The sequence below is a fragment of the Litchfieldella qijiaojingensis genome (assembly GCF_014651875.1).
GTDB lineage: Bacteria > Pseudomonadota > Gammaproteobacteria > Pseudomonadales > Halomonadaceae > Litchfieldella > Litchfieldella qijiaojingensis.
Genome location: NZ_BMXS01000006.1, coordinates 89294 through 102880, shown reverse-complemented (window position 1 = coordinate 102880; position 13587 = coordinate 89294). Strand labels below are relative to the sequence as shown.

Here is a 13587-nt window from a genome sequence, read left to right as displayed (position 1 = left end):
CCGATCGCAAACTCTACGCTGGTTATCACGTTGCCGAGGCAACGGATTTACAGGCAAGGCAAATAGGAGCATGAACCATGAAGACCATCAGCCGTGAAGATCTTGCCGCCCGCCTCGACGGTCGGGAGCGCCCAACCCTGGTAGAGGCACTGCCGGAGAAATATTTCCGGCAATGGCACCTGCCGAATGCCGTCAACATCAACCACGACCAGGTCAAGCAGCGCGCGCCCGAACTGTTGCCGGACAAACATGCCGAGATTGTGGTTTACTGCGCCAGCGCGACCTGCCAGAACTCGGACATGGTAGCCAACCAGCTTACCGCCTTGGGCTATACCAACGTTGCCGTCTTCAAGGGCGGCAAGGCGGAGTGGGAAACGGCCCAGTTACCCGTGGCAACAGCCTGACCGCTGCTTGAAGCTCCAAGGGCTCGCCGTTCTTTCGATCCGGCGGGCCCTTTTCATTTCGACGTGCCTCCCTACCGGAAATATGCTGAAACCCACCCGTTAGCCGTAAAAGCCGATAGTTTCTGTTTGATAAGTCCGCTAGTGCTGGCACTTTTCGGACAAACTTTGACACTGGACAAGTTTGTCGTTCGCCCTCTATACCACAAAGGCATGTCACCCTCCCCGGTCTCATCGGGTGACGTGCGGTAACGATAGGATGCGCAAAATCGATGTCGCCTTTGCCTGCTCATGCAGCAGTCGAAATGACCGTTGCAGGTCATCGAGATGCTGTGCGGCCTCGGCTGGCACCGATCCATTCCGAAGGAGGGGGATATGGCGAACGAATCCGTTACCTCACAGAAGCCGCCAGAGCAGCCGCGCGACCGCATCAACCCAGTGGTCTTCTATGGCTCGACCATCGGCATCGTAGCCTTCGCCCTGTGGACCATGACATTCACGTCCTTGGCCAGCCACGTGATCAATGCGGTCCTGGCATGGATCTCGGACACTTTCGGCTGGTTCTATTTCGTTGCCGTGGTGGTCTACCTGGTCTTCGTCATCTGTATCGGCCTGTCGCGCTACGGCAAGCTGCGTCTCGGTCCGGCCCACTCCACTCCCGATTTCAACATGATCACCTGGGCGGCCATGCTATTCTCCGCCGGCATCGGTATCGACCTGCTGTTCTTCTGTATCGCCGAACCGGTCACTCAGTTCCTGGCACCACCACAGGGTGACCCCGGCACCGCCGAAGCCGCGCGCCACGCCATGGAGCTGACCTTCCTGCATTGGGGCCTGTCCGGCTGGGGCATCTACACCCTGGTCGGCATGTCGCTGGCTTTCTTCAGTTATCGACACGGCCTGCCACTGACCATCCGCTCCGCACTCTATCCGATCTTCGGCAGACGAATTCGTGGCCCCATCGGCCACGGCGTGGACATCGCCGCGGTGCTGGGCACGGTGTTCGGCATCGCCACCAGCCTGGGTATCGGCATCATTCAGCTCAATTTCGGCCTCAATTACATGTTCGGCATCCCGGAGAGCACGATCACCCAGGCGGCGTTGGCCATCCTGATCGTGGTGTTCTCCGCCATTTCCGCAGTAACCGGGGTCGACAAGGGCATCCGCCGGCTGTCCGAGTTCAACATGTTGCTGGCACTGTTGCTGATGCTGTTCATCTTGTTCAGCGGCAAGACGCTGTTCCTGCTCAATGCGCTGGTGCTGAATGTCGGTGACTATCTGGGCCGCTTCATCAGCCTGTCGTTCAATACCTATGCCTTTGCCCCACCCACCGACTGGCTGAATGCCTGGACGGTATTCTTCTGGGCCTGGTGGATCGCCTGGGGACCCTTCGTGGGGCTGTTCCTGGCGCGCATCTCGCGGGGCCGCACCATCCGTCAATTCGTTGCCGGCACCCTGATCCTGCCGTTGTCCTTCATGATGGCGTGGATGTCGATCATGGGAAACAGCGCCATCGACCTGGTGATGAACGATGCCGGTGTCGTCAATTTTGGCGAGCAGGCCATGAACAACCCCGGCTCGGCCATCTACCTGTTCCTGCAAAGCTACCCTTGGGTCGGGCTGACCACGGTGGTGACGACCATCCTCGCCATCGTGTTCTTCGTCACCTCGGGCGACTCCGGTTCATTGGTGCTCTCCAACCTGACCTCGGTACTCACCGACCCCAACCATGACGCCCCTTCCTGGATGCGTATCCTGTGGGCCGCGATCATCGGCGTGCTGACTCTGGCGCTGCTGATGGCCGGCGGCCTGGGTGCCTTGCAGAGTGCCGTGGTGATCATGGGCCTACCTTTTGCACTCGTGCTGTTCCTGATGATGCTTGGGTTGTTCAAGGCCTTGAAGGTCGAAGGGCTCAAGGAAGACAGCCTGCGTGCCAGCATGGCCGGCCACCTATCCGGTCGTACCATGCCCGGCGAGGGTGTCGGCCATCACTGGCGCCAGCGCCTGACCCGTGCCGTAAGTTTCCCCAGCCATGAACAGGCGCGACGCTTCCTCGCCGAAGTGGGCAGACCCGCCATGGAGGAGATTCGCGAGGTACTTTCCGAGAAGGGTTTCCCGGTGGAGATCGTCGAGGGCAGAGGCAAGGACGAACACCTGGCACTGAACGTGAGCCTGGGTGGCGAGCAGGACTTCACTTATCAGATATGGCCACACCAGTGCGCCATGCCCGCCTTCTCCATCCGCGCCACGCGCGCTGGCACCCATTACTACCGTCTGCAGGTGCACATCGGCGAGGGAGGCCAGGGCTATGACGTCTACGGTTACTCCAAGGAGCAACTGATCGCCGATATCCTCGACCAATACGAGCGACACCTGTTCTTCCTGCATAGCCAGCGGGAATTGCCTGGCGCCGAAGCCATCATGCCGGATGATCCAACCACAGCGGGACGCTGACGCACAAGGAGGGACGTCATGAGCGACCAGGAGGTCTTCGACCAGTCCGTCGATTACATCATCGTCGGTGCCGGGTCGGCCGGCTCGGTGCTGGCCGACCGGCTGAGTGCCGACGGCAACCACCAGGTGCTGGTGGTGGAATTCGGCGGCAAGGACAAGTCGATCTACATCCAGATGCCCACCGCCTTCTCCATCCCACTGAACATGCCGCGTTTCGACTGGGGACTGTACACCGAGCCGGAGCCGGGCCTGAAGGGGCGCCGCATCCACCAAGCGCGAGGTAAGGTGATCGGCGGCTCGTCGTCGATCAACGGCATGGCTTACGTGCGCGGCTGCGCCGGCGATTTCGACGAGTGGGTCGAACTCGGCGCCAAGGGCTGGAGCTATGCTGAGGTATTGCCCTACTTCAAGCGCGCCGAGGACTGCATCTACGGCGCTGACGAGTATCGCGCCATCGGCGGCCCGTTGGGGGTGTGCAACGGTAACAACATGAAGAACCCGCTCTATCGCGCCTTCATCGAGGCTGGGCGCCAGGCAGGCTACGGGGAAAGCCAGGACTACAATGGCTGTCGCCAGGAAGGGTTCTGCCGCATGGACATGACCGTGCGTGACGGGGTGCGCTGCTCCACCGCCAATGCCTATCTCAAGCCAGCGCTGAAGCGCGCCAATCTCAGGCTCGAGATGCATGCCCTGACCACTCGCGTCCTAATGGATGGGGTACACGCAGTGGGAGTCGAGTATCGTCAGCACGGTAAGGTCGTACGCGTACGAGCCAAGCGCGAGGTCATCCTTGCCGCCAGTGCCTTCAACTCACCCAAGCTGTTGATGCTCTCCGGCATCGGCCCCGCCGAGCACCTCAAGCATCATGGCATCGAGGTGGTCCATGACCTGCCCGGCGTGGGGCAGAACCTCCATGACCATCTGGAAGTCTGGGTCCAGCGGGCCTGTACTCAGAAAATCACCCTCAACGGCTGGCTCAACCCCCTGGCGCGACTGTGGATCGGCGCCCGCTGGTTCTTCTTCAAGAGCGGTTTGGGCGCCAGCAACCATTTCGAATCCAATGCCTATATCCGCAGCCGTGCCGGGCTCAAGTACCCCGACCTGCAATACCACTTCCTAGCCGGGGCCATCGCCTACGATGGTTCCAGCGCAGTCAAGGGGCACGGATTCCAGGTACACCTGGGCGCCAACAAGCCCAAGAGCCGCGGCTGGGTGCGTCTCAAGTCCAGCGACCCGGCCGCTCCGCCGGAAATCTTCTTCAATTACCTGCAAGAAGAAGAGGACAGGCAAGACTACCGCACCGCTCTGCGCCTGACCCGCGAGATATTCGCCCAACCTGCCTTCGATGCCTACCGCGGCGAGGAGATCTCCCCCGGCGAAGGCGTCCAGAGCAATGCCCAGATCGACGCCTGGGTAGCTGAAACGGCCGAGACCGCCTACCACCCCTGCGGCAGTTGTCGCATGGGCAGCGACCCGATGGCGGTGGTCGACTCCGAGTGCCGCGTGCATGGCATCGACAACCTGCGCGTGGTCGACTCTTCGATCATGCCCAGCGTCACCAATGGCAACATCAACGCCCCGACCATCATGATCGCCGAGAAGGCCGCCGACCATATTCTAGGCAAGGAACCACTGCCGCCCTCCGAGGCACCAGTGTTCATCGCGGCGAAGTGGCAAGACAAGCAGCGTGAAGGCACGCCCGAGCGCGAACGCTTCGCTTCGTTTGATGTGTCTCAACTCTCCCAATGACTCGGCGGCACTCGCTGGAGATGGATGTGGCTGGCCAGGCGAATGGTGGGACGAACCAGGAACTGGAAGCTACCGATGATGAATAGCCATACGGCAACTCTCTCCATGCTGGGATAGAGAAACAGGATGCTACCGGCCAGAAACCAGATGGCGATCAGGAAGTCATTGGCGATGCTGAGCGTCTCATAGCGGCGCCGGATCACCAGTTCCTCCCGACCGAAATGCAGGGTAAGCGGATTATCGGCTCGAGTATCAGACACGGCATATCTCCTATTCCAAAGTACTTGAGCAGCATTCACATTAGTCAGTTCCCATGCATCTTGACCCTCACGCGGTGATAAGTTCCCTCTTACACTTAGGAAGCACTGAATAAAGGCCTGCGCAGCCCAATCACTGCGTTACGCGGTGCTCGCAAGCCTCACATATACCCCATATGCTCCGGTTGCTGCGCTCCGGGCGCCTTGTGCTTGAAGCTGCTCGCCTATTTATTCAGCGTTTCCCTTACACCGGATACACGGATCTTGCCTGACCGACGAAGCAGGAGCGCCGTCATGGACTTCCTCGTCAATCTCGATGTGGACGATCTCGAACGTGCCATCGGGTTCTACACCACCGCCTTCGGACTCAAGGTCGGCCGTCGATTCGGCGACGATGGCGTGGAATTGCTCGGCGGCCCGGCGCCGCTCTACCTGCTGGCCAAGCGCGCCGGCACTCCCGCCTGGGAGAACGATGAACAGCATCGTCATTACGGCCGGCACTGGACACCGATCCATTTGGATTTCGTGGTCGAAGACATTGATGCGGCCGTGGAGACGGCAGTCTCTGCTGGCGCTAAGTTGGAGCAGCCTGTCACCACTCATGAGTGGGGCAAGCTGGCGCTAATGGCCGACCCTTTCGGCCACGGCTTCTGCTTCGTGCAGTTTGTCGGGCACGGCTACGACGAGATCGCCAGCACTGCGCACCCAAGTGTGGGCTGACGCAAGCGATGGATCATAGCTGAATTTGCTCGACCCACTGTCGAATCCCCACTTCCGCGAACGACTAACTCGTGCAACGACAGCAATAGGAGTAATCCTTATGTCACCGCACGATGAAATATCCCGACGCGTCGTATCCCGCGACGAATGGCTTGCCGCCCGCAAGGAGCTACTGACAAGGGAAAAAGAGTTGACCCGCTTGCGCGATGACCTGAACGCCAAGCGCCGTGCCTTGCCGTGGGTGAAAGTCGAGAAGGAATACGTCTTCGATACGCTCGAAGGCCGCAAGACGCTCGCCGAGCTGTTCGACGGGCGCAGCCAGTTGATCGTCCACCACTTCATGTTCGGGCCAGGCTGGGACGCGGGTTGCGTCGGCTGCTCCTTCTCGGCCGATCACATCGAAGGCACATTGGTGCATCTCGAGCACCATGACGTGAGCCTGGTGCGGGTCTCGCGGGCGCCGCTCGCCGAGATCGAGACTTACCGCAAGCGCATGGGCTGGCGCGTGAAGTGGGTCTCCTCGCACGACAGCGATTTCAACTACGACTTCCATGTTTCGTTCAGGCCCGAGGAGATCGCCAAGGGGCCGGTCTACTACAACTATACGACGACCGATGTCTCGATCGAGGATCTATCCGGTCTCAGCGTGTTCTACCAGGACGCCAACGGCGATGTTTTCCACACCTATTCGACCTACGGCCGTGGCGACGAACTCGTCGACAGCACCTACATGCTGCTCGACATGACGCCGAAAGGTCGCAACGAGACGGGGCCCCACCACAACCTGATGGATTGGGTGAAACGCCACGACGAATACGAAGAGGCAAGATAATCCGAAAGGGTAGTCAGCGAGTCTCGAGGTACTGACGGAGGAAGTTCACAAAGGCCCTTACCTTGGCGGGCACATGACGTCCCGGTGGGTAGACGGCATGCACACCGCCCTCCGGCAGCGACCAATCCTCCAGTATTCTCACCAGTCTGCCGGCGCGGATCTCCGCGTCGGCGGGGATGTCCGCCAGCACCGAGACACCAGCACCGGCGGCGAGCAGCGTGCTCAATGCCCCGGCGGAGTTGGCTTTCAAGCGTGCATGCATCTGAACCTTGCGCTCTTCGTGCTCCTTGCGGAAGGTCCAGGTCAACGGCGAAGGCAGTCGCGTGAAGGCGACCCAGTCGAGGTGAGCGAGTTCCTCCGGCTGCTGGGGGATACCGTGTCTTTTGAGATAGATGGGCGAGGTCACCACATACTGGCGAAAACTGCCAAGCCGGCTGGAGCGCAGCGAAGAATCCCTCAACCAACCCGCCCGAATCGCCAGGTCAATGCCTTCCTTGACCATGTCACTCACCCGGTCGTCGCTACGCAGTTCGATGGCAAGCTCGGGATGTTCCGCACTGAACTTCACCACCGCCGAGCCTATGACCTGCGCCGCATAACCCTCTGGTGCCGTGATGCGCAATTCCCCTTTCAAGGAATGCCGATGCGACTCCACCGCGCTCACCGCTTGACCCAATCCATCCAGCAAGGGGCGACACTCACGATAGAAGGCTTCGCCCGCCTCGGTCAGGTTGACCCGGCGAGTGGTGCGATGGAACAACGCAACTCCCAGCCGCTCTTCCAATTGACGAATCTGCAGACTCACCCGGGTCTTGGTGCATCCCAGCCGCTCCGCCGCGGCGGTAAAGCTGCCCGCCTCCACCAGGGCGACGAAGATCGGCAACCCATTGAGATCCAGGCCATCGTTATTGGCCATGCCAACTCCTGATTGTTATTGAAAAAACAACAGTAAATTATCGATTGGGCTATTTTTCACATCAATGTTCGACATGACAATAGCCGCACCATCGTTGCCATTACTTATCTTTCGAGGAGAGGGACCCATGAAGATTGCACTTATCGGTGCCAGCGGTTTCATTGGCTCGGCACTACGCGACGAAGCCCTGCAACGCGGCCACCAGGTCAAGGCACTGGTGACCCGGCCGGAGCGCATCGAAGCACGCCCCAACCTGACGGTCGAGAAAAGCGACGTTCTCGATACCCAGGCACTCACGGAACAGTTGCGTGAGGCCGACGTGGTGCTCAGTGCCTTCAGCGGTCACGCCCAGCAGGACGTTCGCGGCTATTATGTCCAAGGGTTCGATTCGATCCTTGCCGCCACTATGGCCGCCGGTGTCGAACGCCTGTTGGTCGTCGGTGGTGCCGGTTCGCTGGAAGTGGCTCCCGGCCAGTTGCTGATCGATACGCCCGATTTCCCCGCTGAATACAAGACTTCCGCCGAAGGTGCCAAGGCGGCCCTGGAGCGACTGCGCGATCAGGATGCTCAAACCTGGACCTTTCTCTCCCCCGCTGCCGAAATATTCCCCGGCGAGCGCACCGGTAACTTCCGGCTTGGCAGCGACCAACTGCTCACCGACGCCGAGGGCAATAGCCTCATCTCGGTGCAGGACTACGCTGTGGCCATGCTCGACGAGGTGGAAGAGCCACGACATCGCAACCAACGTTTCTGCGTGGCGTACTAACACGTCCACATCTCGATATCGCGGCCACTGTCGATTCTCGAATGCCCCGAACGACTATCTCCTGCAACGATGGCAACAGGAGATATCGTCATGGCACACAACGAAGTGGCACATCCCGAGATTGCCCCTCGCGACACTTGGCTCGAGGCTCGCAAGCGGCTGCTGACGAAAGAGAAGGCCCTGACCCATCAGATGGATGCGGTGAGTGCCGAGCGTCGCCGGCTCACCGTCTACCACTTCATGTTCGACCCGGAGTGGGACAACGGCTGCAGCGGCTGCACGGGCTTCGTGAACGCCCTGGGCGATCTCTCGCTACTGCATGATCGCGATACCAGTTTCGCGCTCGTCTCCCGCGCGCCGCTGGCCAAGCTCGAGGCCTACAAGGCCCAGCAAGGCTGGCGCTGGCCCTGGGTCTCGTCCCACGGCAGCGATTTCAACTACGACTTCCACGTCACCCTCGACGAGAGCGTTGCCCTTCCCGAATACAACTATTGCAGCAAGGCGGAACTTAAGCAGCGCAGCGACGAGCCACACTTCATGTCGGGCGAATGCCACGGCCTGAGCGTGTTCTTCCGCCTCGGAGACGAGGTCTTCCACACCTACTCGACCTACGCCCGCGGCTGCGAAAGCCTCACCGACGCCTATGCTCTTCTCGACCGCACGCCATACGGCCGCCAGGAGGACTTCGAGGATTCACCGCCGGGGTGGCCCCAGCGGCCAACCTATGGCTAGCAAAACCTCTGGCCAAAAGAATCCATCGCCCTGTCGAACTGACGCGATGCCATTCGACTAGTGTGTGGAAACCAACTCGGAGGACAACACCATGCGCCTGAGCACCTATCTCACCTTCAAAGGTGACTGCAAGACCGCCTTCCAATTCTACGCACGCTGTCTCCGCGGCAACATCGTGGCGATGCACACCTATGCGGAAGCCCCGGAAGACTGCATGCAAACGCCGCCGGAACACCGCGACAAGATCATGCATGCCCGGCTGGAAGTGGACGGCCAATGGGTGATGGGCTCCGATGTGACGCCCGATTGTCCTGTCCCATTCGAAGCCATCAAGGGTGCCCACATTACGCTCAATATCGACACCCCGGAGGAAGCCGAACGCATCTTCCAGGCCTTGGCGGACAACGGCACGGTGCAGATGCCGCTCGAGGAAACCTTCTGGGCCAAGCGCTTCGGCATGCTGACCGATCAATATGGCGTGCCATGGATGATCAACTGCGAGAAGGAGGAGTAACGATGCGTTTCATGATTCTGGTCAAGGCCACCCTGGACTCGGAAGCGGGTGTGATGCCCGAGGACAAGCTGATCGCGGCGATGGCTGATTATCATGAGGAGTTGGCCAAAGCCGGCCTCCTGCTCGATGCCTCGGGCCTTCAGCCCAGTTCCAAGGGCTGGCGTATCCACTACGACGGCGATAAGCATAGCGTGACCGACGGCCCCTTCGTCGAAACCAAGGAGCTGATCGCCGGCTACACCCTCATTCAGGTGCAGTCACGAGAAGAAGCGCTCGAGTGGACGAAACGCTTCCCCAATCCCGCCGTCGATGGCGGAAAAGCCGAGATCGAAGTGCGCCAACTGTTCGAACTGGAGGATTTCGGCCCCAGCGAGTCGATCGAGCGCTTTCGTGACATGGGAACGCTTAGGGAGGAATGAACGTTATGAACTACATCGACAGCTTCGTCCTGCCGGTTCCCAGGGAGAATGTGGAAGCCTATCGCCGCCTGGCCCAGGAAGCAGGCGAGATCTGGCGCGAGTATGGCGCACTCAAGGTCGTCGAATGCCTGGCCGACGACGTGCAGCCTGGCCAGGTCACCTCTTTCCCGCAAAGCGTTAACCTCAAGGACGACGAAACGGTGGTGTTCTCCTACATCGTGTATGAGTCGCGTGAGCATCGCGATCGCGTCAACGAGCAAGTCATGAAAGATCCACGTATCGCCGACATGGACCCGAAGACGATGCCCTTCGATGCCAAGCGCATGTTTTGGGGCGGGTTTGAGGTGATGATCGACCTCTAGCCTTGGAATGGCAACGAAGCTGGTTTTGCTGGCACCGGGGCACCGCGGCCTTGTCACGTGCCCAAGGGTGCCAGCAATTCGTTCATGAACCGCGCTACTAGCCTCGGTTCGAGCCAAACAAGGAATACCACGCCCCAGGCTCCGCCCCACAGGTGTGCGCTGTGATTGATGTTGTCGCTCCCACGCCGTTGTGCCCAGATCGAGTAGGCCACATAGGCAGCCGCGAACACGATAGCCGGAACCGGTACGAAGAACACCAACAGCAGCGACCAGGGCTGCAGCAGGATATAGGCGAACAGCATGGCGGCGACCGCGCCGGAAGCTCCCAGACTACGGTAGTTGGCATCGCGCCGGTGGCGAAAATGGCTAGGCAGGATCGCGATCAGGATACCGGCCAGATAGAAGAATACGAATCCCATCGAGCCGATTCGTGGCGTCAACACTCGTTCCATCACCGTACCGAAGAAATACAGGGTGACCATGTTGAACAGCAAGTGGGCGCCATCGGCATGAATGAAACCATGGCTGAGCAGACGCCACCACTGGCCCTTCGCCACCCCGGGCGGCCAGAAAATCAGGGCATCGAGCAGGCGCGGCTGTTGCCAGGCTAGCAGGGAGATGACGACGGTGATAGCGATCAGGACAAGGGTGATGCTCATCGGCGCGGCTCTTCATCGCCCGGTCGATAGGATCGAATTTCCATAACCCCTCCATGGATAGGTGAGCAAGAGCCTCTATCAGCGCTTGAATGATTCAATATCGTCATGATCCACGACGTTCCACTCGCCGCTATTTCGATACAGTCTCTTCCGCTGACGCGGGTAGTCGGTCACGTCCTGGGCTAGCCGCTGGCCAACTACCAGACACACCAAGGGCTCGTCGCCGTCGTTGAACATCTCATGGGCAACGCCGTTGATCGGGCAACCGATGAAATCGCCCGGTCCGATATGGTGCGTCTCTTCGCCCAGAGTCAAACTTGCCTGCCCGGCGAGGACGTAGATGGCCTCCTCCTCGTAGTGGTGTACGTGAAACTCGGTCGAGAAGTGACCGGGCTCGACGGTGATCAGGTGCACACCGAGGTTCTTCATTCCCACCGCATCGCCCAACGACTTGTTGAGCCGGACGGCCTGAGGGTTGAGGAAATGCACCTTCCTCTCACCCACCATGGCAGCGATGGCTTGCGCCGATAGAAGCATGAGGTCTCTCCAGAACCACGCCAATGTGTAGGCTAACTCAGGTGGCGACGGCCGCCTTCGGCTCGTCCAAGGCGGCTGTCTCACGAATCGGCCAGTGCAGCGCCATGGTCACCAGGCTCAGCACCACGCCGCTCCACCACACCACATCATACGTGCCGGTCGTCTCGTAGAGCCAGCCACCCAGCCACACACCAGTGAAGCTGCCAATCTGGTGGCTGAGGAATACCACGCCATACAGTGTGGCCATGTAGCGAGTGCCGAACATGGTCGCCACCAGACCGGTGGTCGGCGGTACGGTGGCCAGCCACAGGAAACCCATCGCACAGCTGAACGCCAGCACGCTGGTCAAGCTCAGCGGCAACAACATGAACAGCGTGATGGCCACGGCACGCCCGCCATAGATTGCGATCAGCACCAGGCGCTTGGAGACTCGCCCGGAAATCACCCCTGCCATGAAGGCGCCCACCACGTTGCACAGCCCGATTAGGCTGATCGACCAGGCGCCGACCTTGGCATCGAAGCCGGCATCGACCAGGAAGGCCGGCATATGCACGGTGATGAAGGCGAGGTGGAAGCCACAGACGAAGAAGCCAGCGGTCAGCAGCCAGTAGGAGACGTGGCCACGCGCCAGCTTGAGCGTCGCGGCAAATTCTCCAGGCGTAACACTCTGCGCGGCGCCACCCGGGCCCTTGTCCGATGCAGCCAGCGGCATGGCCAGCAGCGCCATCATCAAGCTCATCAGCGCCATGGCATTGAGCGCGCCACTCCATCCCAGCCAGTCGATCAGCCCCTGCACCACCGGCGCCAGCAGGAACTGGCCCATGGATCCCGCTGCCGTTCCGATCCCCAACACCCATTGGCGCCGGGACTCGTCCACCACCCGTGCCATCGCCGGCAACACGATGCCAAACGCCGTACCCGCCACGCCGGCACCGACCAACAGCCCGGCACCGCCATGCAGCACCCAGACCTGATCCACGTCCGCGGTCAGCCACATGCCTAGGGCATAAAGCACAGCCCCTCCGATGAGGACACGCACCGTACCCACGCGGTCGGCCAACCCACCGGCCAATACCGCAATCACGCCCCAGCTCAGGTTCTGGATCGCCAAGGCCAGGCCGATGATGTCGCGCCCCCAGCCGTTGGTCTCGTTGAGAGGCTGCACGAACAACCCGAAACTGGAGCGAAGACCGAACGAAAGCATGAGCAGCAATGAGCCACACAGGATCAACCACCAAGTGGTAGCAGGCAGGCGATCAGAACGCATGACGGCGACTCCAGTGGCCAAAATTGGTCAATAGTCGCCATCCTCGATGTTTTCTGATAAACCGACAAACGAGTTATTACGTTCTCATGCAATAGAAAATCTCGCCCATGAGCCAACCACCCCTCAAAGCCATCCAGTGCTTCTGCCTTGCCGCGCAGCACCTCAGCTTCAAGAAAGCGGCTGACGAGGCCGCCGTTACCCCCGGGGCGATTAGCCAGCAGATCAAGAGCCTGGAGAATTGGCTGGGGATGACACTATTCGAGCGACGCGCTCGCTCCATCGTGCTTACCGAGGCAGGCAACGCTTACTATCGACGTATTGCTCCGCTGATGGAGGAACTGATTGGTGTCAGCCAGTCGATGCAACAGTTGGACCGTCTCAAGGTGGTACGCCTGTCCCTGCCACCCGCCTTCGCCCTGCTGTTTCTCGGCCCGGCCTTGCCCGCCTTCCGTTCCCGCCATCCGAATATCGAACTACGATTGAATGCCTCGTCGCTGCTCTACTCGCTACAAGAGGCCGGCAACGACCTGGCGATTCGCTATCTGCCCCGAGCCGACGATCAGCTCGACTGCACCCTGCTGACCCAACTCCATATATTTCCGGTATGCAGCCCGGCCTACCTGGCTGCTCACCCAGACCTTGTTCATGGTCACTTGCACGGTGTCACCCTGATCAACGACATCCTGCACCAGGACTGGCCACGCCTGATCCAAGCCCATGATCTGAAGCTTTCCGATACCCACCGATTGCATGTCGATCAGGCCCTGCTCGCCCACCAATCGGCAGAAAACGGCCTCGGTATCGCCCTGGGCGACTCCCTCCTCAGCCGTCAGGCCCTGGAGAGCGGACGATTGGTGGTACCATTCGATGCCTCACTACCCGCCCGGCGGCATATCTATCTGGCCCATGCCAGAAAGCCACTGCTCAGTCCTGCCGCCTGCACCGTCAAGCGCTGGATCATCGAGACATTTCGTGACCCAAGCCTGGCGCTCCCTTGAACAG

Annotated in this window: 16 protein-coding genes; 11 read left to right on the top strand and 5 right to left on the bottom strand. The window is 60.3% G+C overall.

The window, feature by feature from the left end:
* The first annotated feature begins 77 nt into the window (after window positions 1–77).
* The 3 genes from IE093_RS08270 to betA all read left to right on the top strand — a co-directional run bounded on the left by IE093_RS08270 (window position 78) and on the right by betA (window position 4604).
* Window positions 78–404, top strand: coding sequence for a rhodanese-like domain-containing protein (locus IE093_RS08270; protein WP_189468045.1), 327 nt, complete (start codon window positions 78–80; stop codon window positions 402–404).
* Between the two features lie 372 nt (window positions 405–776).
* On the top strand, window positions 777–2855 hold the full coding sequence (gene betT / locus IE093_RS08265; RefSeq protein WP_189468043.1) for a choline BCCT transporter BetT: 2079 nt from the start codon (window positions 777–779) through the stop codon (window positions 2853–2855).
* 18 nt (window positions 2856–2873) lie between these two features.
* On the top strand, window positions 2874–4604 hold the full coding sequence (gene betA, locus IE093_RS08260; RefSeq protein ID WP_189468041.1) for a choline dehydrogenase: 1731 nt from the start codon (window positions 2874–2876) through the stop codon (window positions 4602–4604).
* On the opposite strand, the gene IE093_RS08255 is transcribed toward betA, so the two are convergent.
* Complete coding sequence (locus tag IE093_RS08255) at window positions 4589–4864, bottom strand: YrhK family protein (protein ID WP_189468039.1); 276 nt, start codon at window positions 4862–4864, stop codon at window positions 4589–4591. The two genes, betA and IE093_RS08255, sit on opposite strands and share 16 nt — an antisense overlap.
* A gap of 291 nt (window positions 4865–5155) precedes the next feature.
* Here IE093_RS08255 and IE093_RS08250 point away from each other — a divergent pair, with 291 nt between their 5' ends.
* Together IE093_RS08250 and IE093_RS08245 are read left to right on the top strand one after the other, a co-directional pair.
* Window positions 5156–5581: a VOC family protein gene (locus IE093_RS08250; protein ID WP_189468037.1), complete on the top strand. Its 426-nt coding sequence runs from the start codon at window positions 5156–5158 to the stop codon at window positions 5579–5581.
* Window positions 5582–5681: 100 nt separating this feature from the next.
* The gene (locus IE093_RS08245) at window positions 5682–6413 is read left to right on the top strand and encodes a DUF899 domain-containing protein (RefSeq protein ID WP_189468035.1); all 732 of its coding nucleotides are present in this window, start codon (window positions 5682–5684) and stop codon (window positions 6411–6413) included.
* Window positions 6414–6426: 13 nt separating this feature from the next.
* On the opposite strand, the gene IE093_RS08240 is transcribed toward IE093_RS08245, so the two are convergent.
* Complete coding sequence (locus IE093_RS08240) at window positions 6427–7329, bottom strand: LysR family transcriptional regulator (protein ID WP_189468033.1); 903 nt, start codon at window positions 7327–7329, stop codon at window positions 6427–6429.
* A 127-nt stretch (window positions 7330–7456) separates the two neighbouring features.
* On the opposite strand from IE093_RS08240, the gene IE093_RS08235 reads away from it, so the two are divergent.
* The 5 genes from IE093_RS08235 (at window position 7457) to IE093_RS08215 (ending at window position 10122) form a co-directional block, all read left to right on the top strand.
* Window positions 7457–8095, top strand: a complete 639-nt coding sequence (locus IE093_RS08235) for an NAD(P)-dependent oxidoreductase (RefSeq protein ID WP_189468031.1) — start codon at window positions 7457–7459, stop codon at window positions 8093–8095.
* A 90-nt stretch (window positions 8096–8185) separates the two neighbouring features.
* Window positions 8186–8827 (top strand): DUF899 family protein, encoded by a 642-nt coding sequence (locus IE093_RS08230; RefSeq protein WP_189468029.1) that lies wholly within the window; start codon window positions 8186–8188, stop codon window positions 8825–8827.
* A 91-nt stretch (window positions 8828–8918) separates the two neighbouring features.
* Window positions 8919–9341: a VOC family protein gene (locus IE093_RS08225; RefSeq protein WP_189468027.1), complete on the top strand. Its 423-nt coding sequence runs from the start codon at window positions 8919–8921 to the stop codon at window positions 9339–9341.
* Window positions 9342–9343: 2 nt separating this feature from the next.
* Window positions 9344–9760: a YciI family protein gene (locus tag IE093_RS08220; RefSeq protein ID WP_189468025.1), complete on the top strand. Its 417-nt coding sequence runs from the start codon at window positions 9344–9346 to the stop codon at window positions 9758–9760.
* Between the two features lie 5 nt (window positions 9761–9765).
* Entirely contained in the window at window positions 9766–10122 is a 357-nt protein-coding gene (locus tag IE093_RS08215) for a DUF1428 domain-containing protein (RefSeq protein WP_189468023.1), read from the top strand.
* 53 nt (window positions 10123–10175) lie between these two features.
* On the opposite strand, the gene IE093_RS08210 is transcribed toward IE093_RS08215, so the two are convergent.
* From IE093_RS08210 to IE093_RS08200, 3 genes are all read right to left on the bottom strand, one after another.
* Complete coding sequence (locus tag IE093_RS08210) at window positions 10176–10781, bottom strand: rhomboid family intramembrane serine protease (RefSeq protein ID WP_189468022.1); 606 nt, start codon at window positions 10779–10781, stop codon at window positions 10176–10178.
* Window positions 10782–10859: 78 nt separating this feature from the next.
* Window positions 10860–11318 carry a cupin domain-containing protein gene (locus IE093_RS08205; RefSeq protein WP_189468020.1) on the bottom strand — a complete coding sequence of 153 codons (459 nt, stop codon included), beginning with the start codon at window positions 11316–11318 and terminating at the stop codon, window positions 10860–10862.
* A gap of 37 nt (window positions 11319–11355) precedes the next feature.
* Window positions 11356–12585: an MFS transporter gene (locus IE093_RS08200; protein WP_189468018.1), complete on the bottom strand. Its 1230-nt coding sequence runs from the start codon at window positions 12583–12585 to the stop codon at window positions 11356–11358.
* 107 nt (window positions 12586–12692) lie between these two features.
* On the opposite strand from IE093_RS08200, the gene IE093_RS08195 reads away from it, so the two are divergent.
* Entirely contained in the window at window positions 12693–13583 is an 891-nt protein-coding gene (locus tag IE093_RS08195; protein WP_189468016.1) for a LysR substrate-binding domain-containing protein, read from the top strand.
* The last annotated feature ends 4 nt before the right edge of the window (window positions 13584–13587 follow it).

Excerpts from the sequence above, each read along its gene's own strand:
- IE093_RS08270 (WP_189468045.1), top strand. The coding sequence starts at position 78 with ATGAAGACCATCAGCCGTGAAGATCTTGCCGCCCGCCTCGACGGTCGG.
- betT (WP_189468043.1), top strand. The coding sequence starts at position 777 with ATGGCGAACGAATCCGTTACCTCACAGAAGCCGCCAGAGCAGCCGCGC.
- betA (WP_189468041.1), top strand. The coding sequence starts at position 2,874 with ATGAGCGACCAGGAGGTCTTCGACCAGTCCGTCGATTACATCATCGTC.
- IE093_RS08250 (WP_189468037.1), top strand. The coding sequence starts at position 5,156 with ATGGACTTCCTCGTCAATCTCGATGTGGACGATCTCGAACGTGCCATC.
- IE093_RS08245 (WP_189468035.1), top strand. The coding sequence starts at position 5,682 with ATGTCACCGCACGATGAAATATCCCGACGCGTCGTATCCCGCGACGAA.
- IE093_RS08240 (WP_189468033.1), bottom strand. The coding sequence starts at position 7,329 with ATGGCCAATAACGATGGCCTGGATCTCAATGGGTTGCCGATCTTCGTC.
- IE093_RS08235 (WP_189468031.1), top strand. The coding sequence starts at position 7,457 with ATGAAGATTGCACTTATCGGTGCCAGCGGTTTCATTGGCTCGGCACTA.
- IE093_RS08230 (WP_189468029.1), top strand. The coding sequence starts at position 8,186 with ATGGCACACAACGAAGTGGCACATCCCGAGATTGCCCCTCGCGACACT.
- IE093_RS08225 (WP_189468027.1), top strand. The coding sequence starts at position 8,919 with ATGCGCCTGAGCACCTATCTCACCTTCAAAGGTGACTGCAAGACCGCC.
- IE093_RS08220 (WP_189468025.1), top strand. The coding sequence starts at position 9,344 with ATGCGTTTCATGATTCTGGTCAAGGCCACCCTGGACTCGGAAGCGGGT.
- IE093_RS08215 (WP_189468023.1), top strand. The coding sequence starts at position 9,766 with ATGAACTACATCGACAGCTTCGTCCTGCCGGTTCCCAGGGAGAATGTG.
- IE093_RS08210 (WP_189468022.1), bottom strand. The coding sequence starts at position 10,781 with ATGAGCATCACCCTTGTCCTGATCGCTATCACCGTCGTCATCTCCCTG.
- IE093_RS08205 (WP_189468020.1), bottom strand. The coding sequence starts at position 11,318 with ATGCTTCTATCGGCGCAAGCCATCGCTGCCATGGTGGGTGAGAGGAAG.
- IE093_RS08200 (WP_189468018.1), bottom strand. The coding sequence starts at position 12,585 with ATGCGTTCTGATCGCCTGCCTGCTACCACTTGGTGGTTGATCCTGTGT.
- IE093_RS08195 (WP_189468016.1), top strand. The coding sequence starts at position 12,693 with ATGAGCCAACCACCCCTCAAAGCCATCCAGTGCTTCTGCCTTGCCGCG.